The sequence below is a fragment of the Streptomyces sp. NPDC001407 genome, from assembly GCF_042895325.1.
Lineage (GTDB): Bacteria > Actinomycetota > Actinomycetes > Streptomycetales > Streptomycetaceae > Streptomyces.
Genome location: NZ_JBIAWF010000004.1, coordinates 237,415 through 254,037 on the forward strand (window position 1 = coordinate 237,415; position 16,623 = coordinate 254,037).

Sequence of the window (16,623 nt, forward strand, 5' to 3'; positions counted from 1 at the left end):
GGGAACGGGCACTCGACGCTCTCCTTCGTGCGTTGACAGTGGTCAGCCTTGCCGGCGGAAGTCCAGCATGTGGAAGACCTTGTCGTAGCGGTGTTCGCCGACGGCGACGAAGCCGGGCAGGCGGCCGTATTCGGTGAAGCCCAGAGACCGGTAGAGGTGCAGGGCGTTGGCGTTGTCGCCGCGGGCGTCCAGGGTGAGGACCTCGATCCCCGCTTCCCGGGCGTCAGAGATCAAGGCAGCGGTCAGCGCCCGGCCGACGCCACGGCCGTGGGCAGCGGCAGCTACCGCGACCTTCTCCAGATCGGCGTGGGGCCGATGGGTGGGCCGGGCGTAGCGGAGCCAGTACCCCAGCCCGACGAGTCGACGGCCGAGGTAAGCGGCACGCAGGGCCGCGTCTCCCGCCTGTACCGCGGAGACGACGTGGCCGAGCAGTTCCGCCACCTCTTCCCGCGAGGGCGGTTCGACCCAGCCCAGCGCGGCACCTCCAGCGACCAGATCCGCCAGGATCCGGTGGGCCGACTCCGCGAACCGGGCCTCCAGCTCCGGATCGGACGTCAGCTCCGTGGCATCGAGGACGGCGGGCTCAGTGGTTACACCGCTGGTCATGATCGGCAGCATAGCCAGGCCAGGGACCGGCCGGGGCGCCGACGAGGTCTTCGCGGGCGTCTGCGCGTTCGACTGTCATCAACCAAAAATCTTCCACGCGCATTGAGAAACATCCACATCAACAGCCGTAAAGGTCTGTATGGGGGTGGTGCACAACCCGCTCACCGCGCGCGTCGCCGACCGGATCGTGCTGCTGCGGGAGGGCAGGGGCGCCGCCGCCGGCAGCCACGACCAACTCCTCGCCCGCGACCCGGTCTACGCGTCCTGGCACCGGCCGCACCGCGAGCCCGACGCCCGCCCGTCCGTGCGCGCACTCGCCGGAATGCTCGACGCCTTCTCGCCCACGGAAAGGCGGGCCGTCGGACCGCCGGAGTGACCGGTGACGGCCGTTCGGCGCACGGCCGTTCACGCGGCGGAGCGCGGCATCGTGCGGCCGCCTCGCCCCTCGGCGTCCGGGGGCTGCTGACGCGGCGTTCCGGGCGGTCGGGGTCGGTACCGGCAGACTCAGCCGGCCGGGGCGCCGAGTGTTGTCAGGATGTCGTCGAGGGTGTGCTCGAAGAGCGGTCCTGGGTCGGTGAGGGCGAAGTCGAGGTGGCCGAAGACCTCGACGGCGACGGCTCCGTAGAGGCGGGCCCAGCAGGCGACGAAGACGTAGACGACGTCCAGCGGCACCGGTTCGCCGGAGAGGTGCTCGTGGACCTCCCGCAACTGGGCGGCCCAGGCCGGGTCGAGGTCCTGGGGCACCTCGATGGTCCCGCGGTGCCACAGCTGGACCATGAGGTCGAGGACGACGCCGCCGAAGCGCCAGCTGGGGTCGTGGGCTGCGGAGCCGGGCGCGGTGTCGGCGTCCGTGACCGGCTTGGCGAACAGCAGCCCGAACTCGTGGGGATGGGCGAGGGCCCAGCGGCGCAGTTCCCGGCCCACCTCACGCAGCCGCCGCCCGGGTTCGCCCGCGGGGTGACGGTCGCGGGCCGCGGCCAGGGCGGCGGCCAGCTCGTCGTAGAGGTGCGAGGTCAGCGCCTGGACGAGGTCGCGGTGGCTGCCGTGGTAGCGGTACAGGGCGGGCGCCGTCATGCCCATCTCGCGGGCGATGGCCCGCAGGGTGACGGCGGCCGGCCCCTCCTCGACCAGCAGCCGTCGGCCGGTGCGCAGGATCTCGGCCAGCGCCTCCTCGCGGACGCGATGGCGACGGCCGGCAGGGGCTCCCGATTTCGACGTGCTCGTCACGACCCCGCGACCTCCCGCTTGACAAAGTTAACGCATATAACTTTACCTTCTCCCGAAAGTTAACGGTGTTAGCAAACCTTCCGGGGGAGTTCTCATGCGGTACGGAATCGTCCTGACCTACACGGTCACCGAGCGGTGGCTGGCGCTGTCGCGCCAGGAGCGCAACGCGATGCGCGAGGCGCATCTGGAGCCGGTCTTCGCCGCCCACGCCGACCGGGTGAGAGCGCGCTTCTTCGACGCCGAGGCGTTCACCGGCCGCTTCTCGGACTTCGTCGTGCTCGAGACCGAGGACCTGGGGGCGTACTACTTCCTCGTCGAGGCCCTGCGCGACACGCCTGTCATCAGCGGGGGCTACCTCACCTTCGGTGAGGTGCTCCTCGGGGTCGAGGACGGCTTCCACCAGTATGAGCAGGCCCTGGGCAGCGGGGCGGCGTCCGGTGACTGACCGGTCCCGGCAAGCAGCCGTTGCGTGAGGCGCTCACCGTCGGCCGGCTCCGCAGGGACCTACGCCCCCAACGGCGTCGCGTCTTCCGTGCCCGTTCCTGCGACGGCGTTCACTGTCGACGACAGCGGCGACGCGGGCCGGTGTCCGGGCCGTCGACCCGCGCCGGACGGCGACGGGGCTCGTGTCGGCTCAGGCGAACAGCCTGTCCAGGTGCTGATCGACGGCCGTGAGCGCCGCCTCCGGGGTGATGACGTCCAGTTCGATCAGCGGCGTGAAGCCGGTGAGAGCCAGGAGTAGATCGGTCTCGACCGCCGGGTCGCGGTCCGGCCGGATGTGCCCGTCGGCGATCGCCTGACGTACCAACTGCTCGACCAGGGCACGCCCTTGGACGAGCCCGCCACGCGCCCGCGCGTGGACCTTCTCGTCGTGCAGCGCCTCGAGGACGTAGGCGGCGCTCATCCGGCTGGTCGCCCGGGCGTCGGCGTGCAACGGGAGTGTCTCCGCGAGCATCAGCCGGAGCACGGCGCGAGGGTGCGGCGCATCGCCGAGCTCCTTCAGGCCCCGGCCGACGCGCAGTGACGTCTGCTCGGACGCGAAGTCCATGGCGAAGGAGAGCATCGCCTCCCGGGAAGCGAAGTAATGCTGCAGGCTTCCGTGGGAAATGCCCGCCTCCTGCGCGACCTCGCGCAGCGTCAGGTGCGCGACCCCGCGCTGCTCCACCACGCGCCACAGCGCGCGGGCGATCGTCTCGCGGCGTTCGCGGTGGTCCACCTGCTTCGGCATCGTCAGCTGCTCCCCCGGGAGTCGTTTTCTTACGGTTGACATAATACAGCTGGCTGATAAGGCTGGGGGCTCTTCGGAGGAAGGGGAGCGACATGCTCGAACAGCCGACGGCGCGCACCACGGAAGGTGTTGTGCGGGGTCGCCGCCGGGCGGGGCACGCGGTGTTCCGCGGCATCCCGTACGCCCGGCCGCCGGTGGGAGACCTCCGTTTCGCCGCACCCGCTCCGCCCCCGGCCTGGGAAGGGACGAGGGAGGCCGCGGAGTTCGGCCTCGCGGTCCCGCAGGCCGGTCCGGTCGGTGTGAGTCCGGCGGACGGCACCGACTGGCTGACGCTGAACGTGTGCACTCCCGATCCGGGCGCGGCGGGACTGCCGGTGCTGGTGTGGATCCACGGGGGCGCCTACATAGCGGGGGCGTCGAGCGACCCGATGTACGACCCGACGGCACTGGCCGGGGCCGGGCTCGTCGTGGTGAGCATCAACTACCGAGTGGGTGCCGAGGGCTTCGCCCTCCTCGAAGGGGTCCCGGCCAACCGTGGATTCCTCGACCAGATCGCGGCACTGCACTGGGTGCGGCGGAACATCGCCTCTTTCGGAGGGGACCCCGGCAACGTCACCGTGGCCGGGCAGTCCGCCGGAGCGGGGTCGATCGCCGCGCTGCTGACGATGAGGCCGGTGCGCGGCCTCTTCCGGCGGGCCATCACCCACTCGGTGCCCGGCTGGCACTGCACCCGTGCGCTGGCGGAACAGGTCACCGCGACGCTCGCCGGCCGGCTCGGCACGGCGCCGACGGCCGCGGCGTTCTCCGACGTCGACCCCCGGCGCCTGGCCGACGAGCTGACCGCACTCAGCGCCGGCCTCCCCGGCAACCGGGCGAGCTGGGGACGGTTCTCGCAGGCAGGCATCGCCGTCTGTCCCGTGGTCGACGGCGACGTACTCCCCGAAACGCCCTGGTCCGCGCTGACCGCCGGTCGCGCGAGCGGAGCCGAGCTCCTCGTCGGCCATACCCGCGACGAGTTCCGGCTGTTCAGCGTCATGACCGGACGGCTGGGCACGTTCACGGACGAGGACGCCCGTACCGCCCTGGACCTGTTCGCCCCGGCACCGGACGGCGCGGGCGCCTACCGCGCCGCCCGCCCAGCGGCCACCGCGGAGGAACTGCTGGAAGCGGTGTACTCCGATGCCTTCTTCCGGATGCCCTCCCAGCAACTGGCCGAGGCGAACGCCGTGGCCGGGGGCGCCTCGTTCCTCTTCGACCTGCGTCTCGCCTCCCCGGCGCTCGGCGGGATCCTGGGGGCCTGCCACAGTCTCGACGTCCCCCTGGCTTTCGGCACGCTGGACAGCCCCGCCGGCAAACAGCTCCTCGGCGACCGGCCTTCCCCCGAGGCCGTCGCGGTGTCGGAAGAACTCCGGCGGGCATGGGTCCGGTTCGCCTCCACCGGCGACCCCGGTTGGGCTCCCTACCGTCCCGACCAACGGCTCACCCGCGTGTTGGACGCCGAATCGGAGACCGTGCCGTATCCCGGGCAATCCTCCCGCCGGATCTGGGAGGGCCGGCACCCGGCCCCCTTCGACCTCGTCCAGAACCGGTCAGCCTGCCCGACCGCTACGTAGTGGTGGGTGCGGTTGGCGTAGCGGACCCAGTCGGCGGCCTCCTGGGGGCCGCCCGGCTTGGGGTGCTCCGGGGTGCTGGGGGCGGCCTCGGTGTCGGTGGGCCGGCCTCGTAGTTGACGTGGACCAGCATTCCCGCGTGCGCGGCCCGCGCGAACTGATTCGGAGCTGAACTTCGGGGTGAGGCCCTGGAAACCGCCGTTGTCCGGCCCGTTGGGGTCGGGGCTGAGCCGGCCGCCCTTCCCGAAGTGGTAGAGGCCACCGGCGCCGCCCGCGTTGAACGAGAGCGTGTGGATGCCGGGCTTCTTGATGAGCTCGGGGGTGTCGGGGCGGGGCAGCAGGGGGTTCCAGAAGGGCGCGTTGACGCCGATGGCCGTCGGCGAGACGGTGTTGGTGACCGTCCCGCCGACTGTGGCGTCCACCGCGGCCGGCCCGGTGAGGGTGACGACGGCCAAGGCCAGTGCCAGTGCGGTGACGCGCTTCGGCATGGTGGTGCGGTGCTCTCACCATCCGGTGGTGCGAGATCATCTTCTCGTGCGAGGACGCCGGGCAGTAGGGCGCTCTGTCACCGGTGCACCTTGACGGATGTCATGGGCGGGCCGCGTCCCGCTGACCGGCCCGCGCGAATTCCAGCGGGTGGCGGACGGATTCCGGGCCGCGGACGCGGGTGCCGAAGACCACCAGCTCGCAGGCGTCCTCGGCACGGCAGTCGACGGCGTGGCCGTCGATGCTGGTGAAGGTCGCGGAGAGGGTCACCGTCTCGTCGATCCGGCCGTCGTCGCCGGTCGCAGGCGGCCGTGTGCGGGCGCGGCAGCCCGAGGTGTCGGCGGAGCCGGTGGCGCACTCCATGACGAGCACGTGGTACTGCGGTTCGTAACCCCCGCCCGTCGCGTGCACCGGCTGGCCGTCGACCAGGCCCTCGTCGGGTGCGACGTCGAGGGTGGGCGGATCCTCCGGGCGGCCGTGCGGGCGGAAGTGCAGCGCGGTGGTGGTGAGCAGGGCCCCGGTGTTGTCGGTGAGGGCCAGGGAGCAGGGGTTGTCGGCCGGCGCCGTGCGGCAGTCGACGTCCCCGGCGGTCGTGCTGAGTTGGGCGTACAGCTTCTTCGGCGACTTCCGGTACGTGCCGTCCGGATACACGCGGAACTGGCGCCCGGTGGCGTTGTCACAGGTGGTCACCGATGCCGAGGGACCGCACTGCTTGACCCACACGCGTTCCTTCGGCGGGCCGCCCGCGATCGTGAACTCGACGATGTCGCCGTCCAGGAGGCCACCCGTCCGGTTCACGTCCAGTCGCGGACCGGCCGCGGGGGCGGCGGCCCGCCGCGCGTGGGCGGAAGCCGGGGGCAGCAACTGCCAGGCGCCCCAGCCCCCACCCGGTGCCGACTGCTGGACCTCCCACGTGCGGTCCCTGTTCCACTCCCGGGCGGTCAGACGGAGCCTTCCGTCCGCGAGCTGTTCCACGCTGCCCGGCTGGCCGAGCCCGGCGTTCGGGTCCGGGAGCGGCCCGGTGGACCGGACCGGGCCCCAGCCGTCGTCGGGCGTCCGCTGGTGCCGCAGCTCCATCGCGCTGCCGTTGCCCGGCCCGGAGGCGAAGGCGTCGATGCTGCCGTCCCGTTCCTTGAACAGCACGACTCCGCCGTGGTACGGCGACGGCGCGAGACCGAAGGTCTCCGGGGCGCTCCAGCCGCCTTCGCCGCCGTCCTCCACCACGTGGCAGAACGTGCCGAAGGTGGGGAACAGCAGTTCCAGATCGCCCGCCGAGTTCTCGATCGCGGCGACGGAGTAGTTCTTCGGGCCCACGGTCGTCGTACCCACCCGCTGCCACGGCCCGTACGCGCCGCCCGGCGCGTCCTGCTCACGGTGCCAGACGAAGGGCAGGCCCCTGGTCGCGGTGGTGTCGTAGAAGAGCTGGAACTGGGCTATCCGGCCGTCCGCGCGGGGCACGGAGACCAGGCTGCCGGACACCGGGCTGCTCGCCAGGCCCTCGGCGCCCGGGTCCGTCGAGCACGCCGCAGCGGAGGCCGATCCGGAGGGTGACGCCGGTGCCGGCGTGCTCGCCGCGGCGGGGGCGGCCACGGCCCCGGCACAGGCGAGCGCCAGCGCGACCGCACCGTGCGCGAGCGTCCCAATCCGTCTGCCCCGCAGCCCTCTTCGTCGTAAAGCCAGTCGTAACGCCATCCGTTCCCCACCTCTCCGATCGACCCCATGCGGCAGGGGAGCATCTTCGTGGCGCGAGGTGGCCGCTGCCAGCCTGTGATTTCGGCCAGATCCCCACGGCGGGTCACCGCGCAGAGGTCACGCCGAGAGTCCTTTGTGGAGATTCCGAATAAGCAACCCATGTCCGAAATAAGAGGACATCGTTAGACGGGGCGGAGCCGACAAGCCCAACTCCGCCGAAAGGGAGCCTCATGAGCGCTGTCACCCAGCCCCCGCCCGCGGTCCGCGAACTGCGCTACGCCGCGGACCTCACCCTCGCCGACGTGGACGCCCTGGAGGCGTTCCTCACGTCCCGGACCGACGACGTGCGGCGTGCCCACGGCTTCGGCAACGGCGTCTACTGCACCGTCGTGTCCTTCCAGCACGCCCTCTTCCTCCTGTGCCGGGAACTCCGGGACGTGTTCGAGTGCGACGACGGTTCGCGCGGCGTGCTGCGCGCGAAGTTCCGCCTGTGGAACCAGCTGTGCGGAATCGCCGGCCCCTGGGCCGACACCGTCGGCTACGACAGCGCCCGTTGGCGCCGTGCCGACGGCTACGACGCGGTGGGGGAGGCCGGGAGCGTGCGGTACCGGCGCAAGCGGCTGTGGTGACGCGGCCCGGGCCGGACCCGAGCCGCCGCGGGCGCGAACTCCCCCATATGTAAAGATTCCCCCATGGGTCAAATCGACATCATTCCTATGCAGCTGTCCCATCTGGACGGCGTTCTCAACCTCGGGTACCGCGCGTACGACGTCGACGCGATGCCGTACACCTCGTGGTCGCTGTCCACCGTCGCCGTGCACTGGGACGCGCAGCCGGAGGCCTGCTGGGTCGCCGTGGACGACGAGGGACTGATCGGGTTCGTGCTCGGGTCGCTGTCCTACGACGAGCGTGAGGACTGGGGGTATCTCGAGTGGATCGCGCTCGATGAACGCGCGCGGGGCAAGGGGGTCGCGAGCGCGCTCGTCGAGCGGTGCTGCGAGGCGCTCTTCGCGGCCGGTGCCTCCCGGATCATCACCGACGTGGAGAGCAGCAACAAGGCGTCGGCGGCCCTGATGCGCCGAGGCGGCTTCACCGAGGGCGTCACCGTGACCCTCTTCGTACGGACCAGCCCCGACAAGCCGCCGGCCACCACCCACGCGCCGCGGGACCCGGCCCGCGCCCGGCTGCGGCGCGCCGCGCGCGCCACCGGTACGCGCTGACCCGTCGCCGGCGCGGTGTCCGTTGCGCCGCACCGGGGCAGAGATCCTCCCGCCCGAAGCGATCCCGAAAGCGATCCCCGAGCGATCCGCAAGCGATCCGGTAGGAGGACGAAGTGGTGACGGACCGGCATGCCCACGCGATGACGTACACCGACGCCGACGCCGTGCGGCTCTACGAGCAGGCGCTGGACAGCCTGCTCTTCTTCCGCGGGGACGTGGCGGCGGAGGCCGCGGCCGTGCTCGACGTCTCGCCCCGGTCCGCCATGGGCCACGTCCTCGGCGCCTACCTCGGGCTGCTGGGCACGGAGGAGAAGGACGCGGCCGAGGCGGCCGCGGCGTTCGACGCGTACCGCCGGACCGTGCCCGTGGCGGACCTGGACCCGCGCGAGCGCATGCACGTCGAGGCCGCCTCCCGCTGGCTGGACGGCGACATGCGGCACGCGGGCCGAGTCCTCGCCGAGCTCGCCATGGCCTACCCCCGGGACGCCCTCGCCCTCGCCGTCGGGCACCAGCTCGACTTCTTCACGGGCGACGCCGCGCTGCTGCGCGACCGCATCGGCGGAGCCCTGTCCTCCTGGGACGCGGACGATCCGCACTACGGCCTGCTCCAGGGCATGTACGCCTTCGGCCTGGAGGAGGCCGGCCACTACACCCTGGCCGAGCGCGTGGGCCTGGAAGCGGTGGAGCGCAACGCGCGGGACGTCTGGGGCATCCACGCCGTCGTGCACGCCTACGAGATGCAGGGCCGCTACGAGGACGGCATCCGCTACCTCGACGCCCGCACGGACGACTGGTCGAGCGGCAACTACCTCAACGTGCACAACTGGTGGCACTACGCCCTCTACGTCATGGAGACGGGCCGCGTGGAGAAGGTGCTCGCCGTCTACGACGCCGCCGTCCACCACGAGGGCTCGGCCGGAGCGGCGATGGAGCTCCTCGACGCCGCGTCGCTGCTCTGGCGGCTGTACCTCGCGGACGAGGACACCGGCGGCCGCTGGCCCGCGCTCGCCGACGCCTGGGCGCGACGGTGCGACGGCGCCTACTACGCCTTCAACGACGTGCACGCCGTCATGGCCTACGTCGGGGCCGACCGCACGGCCGACGCCGAACGGCTCATCCGCGACCGGGAAGCCTGGCTGCGGGATGCCGCCGCCGGGGGCGCGGGCGGGTCCAACGTCCCGATGACCGCCGAGATCGGCCTGCCGGTGTGCCGGGCACTCGTGGCCTACGGGCAGCGGCGGTATGCCGACGCGGTCGCCCTGCTGCTGCCCCTGCGGCGCCGCCTCCACACCTTCGGCGGCAGCCACGCCCAGCGGGACGCCCTGCAGAAGACGCTCGTCGAGTCCGCCCTGCGCGCCGGGCACCACGACCTCGCCCGCACGCTGCTCAGCGAACGCGTGCACCTGCGGCCCCGCTGCCCCTACGACGGCAACGCCTGGGCCCGCCTCACCGCACGGACCGCTCGCTGACCCGACGTCGGACCTCTGTGCGACCAACTCGCCACCAAAGCACAGGAGTTCCATGATTTCCATGGGTGTGAGTGAACGGAAGTGTCACGGGTAAGGTCTTGAGGCTTGCTGTCAAGCGGAATATGATGCACGGGCAGTGACAGGATCCCCGTGCGCGCAACTGTGCGCGGTGAGGCCGGACTTGCTCCACCGGCCGGGTGTGTACCACAGTGATCCGGAACGTCATGCTGTGGGGAAGAAGCGCCTGCGGAGGCGGGAGCGATCGTCCTTGCAACCGGCTCCCTTGGCGTCGTCCAGCTTTCTCAAGTCCCTGATGGGGAGCCGCGTCCGTGGTGCAGACCGTGATCGGTGTCAGTCCTTTCGGAGAGGCCGACGCGCGGCTGGTCGCTGCCGTTCGCAGAGCCGGTGGGCTCGGAGTCCTCGACCTCGGGGACGGGGGCCGCCGCGCCCGCGAAGCCCTCGCCCTCGCCCGCCGCTGGACGGGCGGCGCCTTCGGCGTACGTCTCCCGGCAGGGTGCGCGCTCGCCCCGGACGACCTGAGCGACCTCGGCGGCACGGGGCCGCACACCGTGCTGCTCGCCCCGGGCGCCGAGTGGCCCACGGGCCGCGGTGTCACCGTCCTGGCGGAGGTCCGCTCACGGGCCGAGGCCCGTGCCGCGGTGCGCAGGGGCGCGGCCGGCCTCGTCGCGCGCGGCAGCGAGTGCGGCGGCCCCGCCGGTGAGCTGTCCACCTTCGTCCTGCTCCAACACCTGCTCTCCGCCCCGGAGACGGCCGTTCCCGTCTGGGCCTGCGGTGGCATCGGGCCGAAGACCGCCGCGGCCGCCGCCGTCGCGGGAGCCGCCGGCGTCGTGCTCGACGTACAGCTCGCGCTGCTGGAGGAGGCGGCCACACCGCCCGCCCTCGCCCGCCTGCTGCGCGCGGCGGACGGCACCGGGACCGTCCTCGCCGCCGGAGAGCGCCTGCTGGGCCGCGACCGCCCCGGCCTCGCCGCCGAACTGCGCGACCGCCCCGTCCCGCTCGGACAGGACGCCTTCCTCGCCCGCCGCTTCGCACAGGACCACCGCACGGTGGGCGCCGCCGTACGGGCCGTGCGCGAGGGCATCGACCGGGCGCTGCGGGACCACGCCCCGGCACGGGCCTTGCTCCCCGGCTCGGCCCTGAGCCGCTCCTTCGGCACCGAACGCCCCGTCGCCCAGGGCCCGATGACCCGGGTCAGCGACCAGGCGCGGTTCGCCACGGCCGTCGCCGACGGCGGCGGCCTCCCGTTCATCGCGCTGGCCCTGGCCGGCCCCGAGCGCGCCAGGGCCCTCCTGGAGGAGGCCAGGACCGCGCTCGACGGACGGCCCTGGGGCGTCGGCGTCCTGGGCTTCGCGCCGGACGACGTACGCACCGCCCAGCTGGAGGCCGTGCGCGAACTACGGCCCACCCACGCCGTCCTCGCCGGCGGCCGCCCCGCGCAGGCCGCCGACCTGGAGGCCCACGGCATCCGCACCTTCCTCCAGGTCCCCACGCCCGGGCTGCTCGGCCAGTTCCTCGACGCCGGGGCCCGGCGGTTCGTCTTCGAGGGCGCCGAGTGCGGCGGCCACGTCGGCCCCAGCAACTCCTTCCCGCTCTGGGAGGCCCAACTGGCCGTCCTGGAGGACTTCCTGGACTCCGGGCCGCAGGAGATCGAGGTGCTGTTCGCCGGCGGGGTGCACGACGAGCGGTCGGCGGCGATGGTGGCGGCCCTGTCCGCCGGGCTCACCCGGCGCGGCGCCGCCGTCGGCGTCCTCATGGGCACCGCCTACCTCTTCACCCGCGAGGCGGTGGAGTGCGGCGCGGTCCAGCCCCTCTTCCAGCGCACCGTGCTCACCGCGGAGAGCACCGTCCTGCTGGACACCGCGCCGGGACACGTCACCCGCTGCCTGCCGAGCCCGTTCACCGACACCTACCGCACGCACCAGGACGAGCTGCGTCGGCAGGGAGTCCCCAGACGGCAGGCGTGGGAGCGGCTGGAACAGCTCAACCTCGGACGGCTGCGCATCGCCAGCAAGGGCGTCGAGCGGGTCGGCGGTGAACTCCGCGAGGTGGATGAGGGACGGCAGCGCGACGAGGGCATGTTCATGGCCGGGGAGGTCGCGGTGCTGCGCGACACCACCACGACCGTCACCGCACTGCACCGCGAGGTGACGGACGGGGCGGCGGCCTTCTACGAGCGGCGCGTCGCCGGACTCACCGGTGACGCGGCCCCCGGGGCGGCTCGCGAGCCGCAGCCGCTGGACGTCGCGATCATCGGCATGGCCGGCATGTTCCCCGGCGCCCCCGACCTGCCCGCCTTCTGGGCCCAGGTGCTCGGCGGCGCGGACGCGGTGACCGAGGTGCCCGAGGGCCGCTGGGACCCGGCGCTCCACTACGGCGAGGGGGCGCCCGCGAGCGACGTCTCGGTCTCCCGGTGGGGCGGCTTTCTGCCGGGAATCCCCTTCGACCCCCTGCGGTTCGGCATCCCGCCGGCCTCGCTCGCCTCCATCGAACCCGTGCAACTCCTCGCCCTGGAGGCCGCCCGGCGGGCCCTCGCCGACGCGGGCTACGAGCACCGCGACTTCCCGCGCGAGCGCACCGGGGTGGTCTTCGGGGCCGAGGCCGGCGGCGACATGGCCAACGCGACCACCCTGCGCACCGTCCTGCCGTCCTACCTCGGCGGACGGCTCCCGGACGAGCTGGCCGAGCAACTGCCCACGCTCACCGAGGACTCCTTCCCCGGCATGCTCGCCAACGTCATCTCAGGCCGGATCGCCAACCGGCTCGACCTCGGCGGGGCCAACTACACCGTGGACGCCGCCTGCGCCTCCTCCCTGGCCGCCGTCGACGTCGCCTGCAAGGAGCTCGTCACGGGCGCGGCGGACCTCGTCCTGTGCGGCGGAGCCGACCTGCACAACGGCATCAACGACTACGTGCTCTTCTCGTCCGTGCACGCGCTGTCGCCCACCGGCCGCTGCAAGGCGTTCGACGCCGGCGCGGACGGCATCGCGCTGGGCGAGGGCGTCGCCTGCGTGGTGCTCAAGCGGCTCGCCGACGCGCGGCGCGACGGGGACCGGATCTACGCCGTCGTCCAGGGCGTCGGAGCCTCAAGCGACGGACGGTCCCTCGGCCTGACCGCGCCGCGCCCCGAAGGCCAGCGCGCGGCACTGGAACGGGCCTACGCACAGGCCCGGATCTCCCCGGCCCGGGTCGGCCTGATCGAGGCGCACGGCACCGGCACCGTGGTCGGCGACCGTACCGAACTCGACGTCCTCACCCGCGTGTTCCAGGAATCGGGCGCCGAGCCCGGCGGCTGTGTGATCGGCTCGGTGAAGTCGCAGATCGGCCACACCAAGTGCGCGGCCGGGCTGGCCGGGGTGATCAAGACGGCCCTGGCCCTGCACACCGGGGTGCGCCCGCCGACCCTGCACATCCAGCGGCCCAATCCGGGATGGCGGCCGGAGAGCAGCCCGTTCGTCTTCCACCGGCGGACCCTGCCCTGGGCCGAACCGGCCGGTGAACGGGTCGGCGGAGTCAGTGCCTTCGGCTTCGGCGGCACCAACTTCCACGTGGTCATGCGCGGATGCGACGGCGAGGCGCCGCCACGACGGACCGCCGACGCCTGGCCCGCCGAGCTGTTCCTCTTCCGCGGCGACGCGGCGATCGAGGAACTGCTGAGGCTCGCGGAGGCGAACGCCTCCGGCGGGACCGGCGACGCACCGCGCTGGACGCCGTGGCGGCTCCGGGACCTGGCCCGCACGGCGGCGCGCCGCGCCGGGGACCCGGCCGCCGGTCCCGTCACCGCCGCCGTGGTCGCCGCGGACCTCGACGAGCTGCCCGCCCTGCTGCGGGCCGCGCTGGCCGGACAGACGGCGCCCGGCGTCTTCACGGCCGGGGCCGGGGGAGAGGACGGCTTCGCGGCCGGGACCGCGGGAGCGGAGGGCTTCACGGCCGGAGCCGAACGGGCCGGCGGCAAGCTGGCCTTCCTCTTCCCGGGCCAGGGCAGCCAGCGGCCCGGCATGCTGGCGGACCTCTTCACCGCCTTCCCGCAGACCCACGAGCGGCTGCGCCGCGCCCCGGTCGCCGCGATGTTCCCCCCGGCCGCGTTCGAGGCGGCCGAGCGGGACGCGCAGCGCGCCCGCCTCGCCGACACCCGCCGGGCCCAGCCCGCCCTGGGCGCCGCCTGCCTGGCCGTCCACGACGTGCTGGCGGACCTGGGCATCCGCCCCGACATGGTGGCCGGCCACTCCTACGGCGAACTCGTCGCGCTCTGTGTGGCCGACGCGTTTCCCGCCGAGGCTCTGCCGGAGCTGAGCGAACTGCGCGCCGAGGCGATGCTGGGCTCCGCCGGGGACGAGCCGGGCTCGATGGCCGCCGTCACGGCGGGGGCGGCCGCGGTGGAAGCCGTACTCGCCGGGGCCGGTCTCGCCGGTCAGGTGGTGGCCGCGGGCCACAACTCCCCGTCCCAGACGACGGTCTCGGGCCCGGCACAGGCGGTGCGGCAGGGAGTGACCGCACTGGAACAGGCCGGTTTCGCCGTGCGGCCGCTCGACGTGGCGTGCGCCTTCCACAGCCCGATGATGGCCGGCGCGATGGAGACGTTCGCCGAGGTGCTCTCCGCCCGCCCCCTGCGGGCACCCGCGATCCCCGTGTGGTCCGGCCTGACCGCGACCCGCTATCCGGCGGACACCGCGGAGCTGCGGGCCCGCCTCGCCGGGCAGATCGCGGCACCGGTGCGGTTCATGGAGCAGATCGAGGCGATGTACGAGGCCGGTGCCCGGGTCTTCGTCGAGGCGGGGCCGGGCACCGTGCTCACCGGGCTGACGCGCGCCGTGCTCGGCGACCGGCCGCACCTGGCCGTCCCCTTCGAGCCGCACCCCGAGGAGGGGCTGCGCGGCCACCTGGAGGCGCTGGCCCGGCTGGCGGTCTCCGGTGGCGTACAGGTGGACGCGGAAGCGCTGTTCGCGGGCCGGGACGCGGTGGTGGCCGAGCCCGGGCGGCTGCCGGAGCGCCCCGGCTGGATCGTGGACGGGCACCTGGTCCGCACCGCGGACGGCGGGCTGCTCCCCGGCGGGCTGCGGCCGGCGCGCCGGATCGCGCCGCTGACCGGGGTCAACGGTACGGAAGGCGCAGGGAGGGTGGGCCGGGAGGCTCTGCTCCAGGACTTCCTGCGCGGCAGCCGTGAGCTGATCGCGGCACAGCGCGACGTCCTGCTGACCTACTTCGGAGGGGCGGGGGAGGCCCCGCCGCCGGTCACCCTGCCGGAGCCGGCTCCCGTGCCGGCCGCGGTGGCGGCGCCCGCGCTGCCTGCTGAACCCTCGACCGAAGGGGAGCCGGATCTGTTGCGCACGGTGCTGTCGGTCATCAGCGAACGGACCGGCTATCCCGTGGAGATGATCGATCCCCAGCTCGACCTCGAGGCCGACCTGAGCGTGGATTCGATCAAGCGGACGGAGATCGCGGGCGAACTGGCGAAGCGGGTGGGCGGCGCCGGGGCCGGTCCACGCGGCTGGGACGACGCCGACCTGGAGAGCCTGACCCGGGCGCGTACCGCCGCGTCCATCGCCGCATGGATGACCTCGCGCACGGAAGGCCCGGCCCAGCACGTGGACCAGGAGCCGGACGGCACCGCGGCGGACGACCCGGCCGGAATCGCGCCCCGGCGGTACGCACTACGACGCCTGGCACTGGACGACGCCCCCGCGCCGGACGGCTCCACGGCCCTGCGCGACAAGCGCCTCCTCGTGCTCGGCGCGAGCGCCCGCGTCGCCCAGCCCCTGCTCGCCCGGCTCCGCGAGCACGGGGCGCACGTCACCCACTCCGACGCGGTGCCCGGCCAGGACACCGTGCCGCTGGACGGCGTCATCCTGCTGCCCGGCCCCGTGCTGCCGAACGCCTTCCCCCTCCTGAAGGATCTGCTCGGCCGCGGGCCACGCCGGCTGCTGTGCGTACGGTGGACCGAGGACGGCGACCGCGGCGACGGCCTGGGCGGCTTCCTCCGCACCGTGGCCCACGAGTATCCGGACACGACCGCCCGCCTGGTGACCCTCCCCGGCGAGCGGGACGCCGGCCGGACGGCCGACGCGATCCTCGGCGAACTCCTCGCACCCGGCCCGGCGCCCGTCGTCGAACGCGCCGAGGACGGCCGGAGATTCGGCATCGAGCCGCAGGAGGCCCCGCTGGGCCGGCTGCTCACCGACGACGGGTCCACCGGGCAGCGGGCGGCCGAGGCACTCGGGCTCGGCCCGGAGTCCGTCCTGCTCTTCGCGGGCGGGGCACGCGGCATCGCCGCGCGGACCGCCGCCGCCCTCGCGGCGGCCTCCCGCTGCCGCATCGAGCTCCTCGGCCGCACCACCACGGCCGACGCCCCCGAACCGCCCGGCATCGCGGGCGTCACCGGACGCGCCGCACTGCGCTCCGCGCTCGCCGCGCGCGGCGGGCTCCGGCCCGCGGAGATCGAGCGGGAGGCGGGGATCGTCCTGGCCCGCCGCGAGATCGAGGCGACCCTCGCCGGCATCCGCGCGGCCGGTGGCGAGGCCGGATACCGCTCCGTCGACCTGCGGGACGCGGAGGCCGTCGAGCAGGCGGTCAAGGAGACCCACGCCCGCTACGGACGCGTCGACGGCCTCGTGCACGCCGCCGGGGTCATCGAGGACAGGCTCGTCGCCGACAAGGACCCGGCTTCCTTCACCCGGGTGCACGAGACGAAGGCCGAGAGCGCCCGCACGCTGTTCACCACGCTGCGCCGGCTCCCCGAACCACCGCGCTTCACCGTGCTGTTCGGCTCCGTCGCCGCCGTGTACGGCAACCGGGGGCAGGCGGACTACGCCGCCGCCAACGACGCCCTCGCCGCGCTCGGCCGCCAGTGGCACCGCTCCACGGGCACGCGGGTCCTGACCGTGCACTGGGGGCCATGGGCCCCGGACCGCGTGCACGGCGGGATGGTCGGACCGGAACTCGCCCGCGAGTACGCCCGGCGCGGCATCGCCCTGATCGACCCGGAGGAAGGGACGCTCGCCCTGCTGCGCGAACTCACCTGGGGTGACGACGGCACCTCCGAGGTCCTCTACACCGCCTCGGGGTGGTGA

General features: G+C 73.7%; 11 protein-coding genes. 7 read left to right on the forward strand and 4 right to left on the reverse strand.

Features of this window, described 5'->3' with window-relative positions; all coding sequences use genetic code 11:
• Positions 1-42: 42 nt before the first annotated feature.
• Positions 43-606 (reverse strand): GNAT family N-acetyltransferase, encoded by a 564-nt coding sequence (locus ACFY1P_RS08595; protein WP_390750182.1) that lies wholly within the window; start codon positions 604-606, stop codon positions 43-45.
• Positions 607-751: 145 nt separating this feature from the next.
• Here ACFY1P_RS08595 and ACFY1P_RS08600 point away from each other — a divergent pair, with 145 nt between their 5' ends.
• Positions 752-982: a hypothetical protein gene (locus ACFY1P_RS08600; RefSeq protein WP_361521131.1), complete on the forward strand. Its 231-nt coding sequence runs from the start codon at positions 752-754 to the stop codon at positions 980-982.
• A gap of 128 nt (positions 983-1,110) precedes the next feature.
• Here the strand turns inward: ACFY1P_RS08600 and ACFY1P_RS08605 are convergent, their stop codons facing one another.
• Positions 1,111-1,833 (reverse strand): TetR/AcrR family transcriptional regulator, encoded by a 723-nt coding sequence (locus ACFY1P_RS08605; RefSeq protein ID WP_361521134.1) that lies wholly within the window; start codon positions 1,831-1,833, stop codon positions 1,111-1,113.
• A gap of 94 nt (positions 1,834-1,927) precedes the next feature.
• Between ACFY1P_RS08605 and ACFY1P_RS08610 the strand changes: the two genes are divergently transcribed.
• Entirely contained in the window at positions 1,928-2,278 is a 351-nt protein-coding gene (locus ACFY1P_RS08610; protein ID WP_361521137.1) for a darcynin family protein, read from the forward strand.
• A gap of 189 nt (positions 2,279-2,467) precedes the next feature.
• Here ACFY1P_RS08610 and ACFY1P_RS08615 read toward each other — a convergent pair whose 3' ends face one another.
• Complete coding sequence (locus ACFY1P_RS08615; protein WP_361521140.1) at positions 2,468-3,061, reverse strand: TetR family transcriptional regulator C-terminal domain-containing protein; 594 nt, start codon at positions 3,059-3,061, stop codon at positions 2,468-2,470.
• Positions 3,062-3,153: 92 nt separating this feature from the next.
• On the opposite strand from ACFY1P_RS08615, the gene ACFY1P_RS08620 reads away from it, so the two are divergent.
• Positions 3,154-4,674, forward strand: coding sequence for a carboxylesterase/lipase family protein (locus tag ACFY1P_RS08620; RefSeq protein ID WP_390750183.1), 1,521 nt, complete (start codon positions 3,154-3,156; stop codon positions 4,672-4,674).
• Between the two features lie 585 nt (positions 4,675-5,259).
• On the opposite strand, the gene ACFY1P_RS08625 is transcribed toward ACFY1P_RS08620, so the two are convergent.
• A complete protein-coding gene (locus ACFY1P_RS08625) occupies positions 5,260-6,747 on the reverse strand; it encodes a neocarzinostatin apoprotein domain-containing protein (protein ID WP_361521145.1) in 1,488 nt (495 codons plus the stop codon).
• A 332-nt stretch (positions 6,748-7,079) separates the two neighbouring features.
• Here ACFY1P_RS08625 and ACFY1P_RS08630 point away from each other — a divergent pair, with 332 nt between their 5' ends.
• The 4 genes from ACFY1P_RS08630 (at position 7,080) to ACFY1P_RS08645 (ending at position 16,623) form a co-directional block, all read left to right on the forward strand.
• A complete protein-coding gene (locus ACFY1P_RS08630; protein WP_361521148.1) occupies positions 7,080-7,478 on the forward strand; it encodes a hypothetical protein in 399 nt (132 codons plus the stop codon).
• A gap of 63 nt (positions 7,479-7,541) precedes the next feature.
• A complete protein-coding gene (locus tag ACFY1P_RS08635) occupies positions 7,542-8,069 on the forward strand; it encodes a GNAT family N-acetyltransferase (protein ID WP_361521150.1) in 528 nt (175 codons plus the stop codon).
• A 116-nt stretch (positions 8,070-8,185) separates the two neighbouring features.
• Positions 8,186-9,538, forward strand: a complete 1,353-nt coding sequence (locus tag ACFY1P_RS08640) for a tetratricopeptide repeat protein (protein ID WP_390750184.1) — start codon at positions 8,186-8,188, stop codon at positions 9,536-9,538.
• A 329-nt stretch (positions 9,539-9,867) separates the two neighbouring features.
• Positions 9,868-16,623 (forward strand): SDR family oxidoreductase, encoded by a 6,756-nt coding sequence (locus tag ACFY1P_RS08645; protein WP_390750185.1) that lies wholly within the window; start codon positions 9,868-9,870, stop codon positions 16,621-16,623.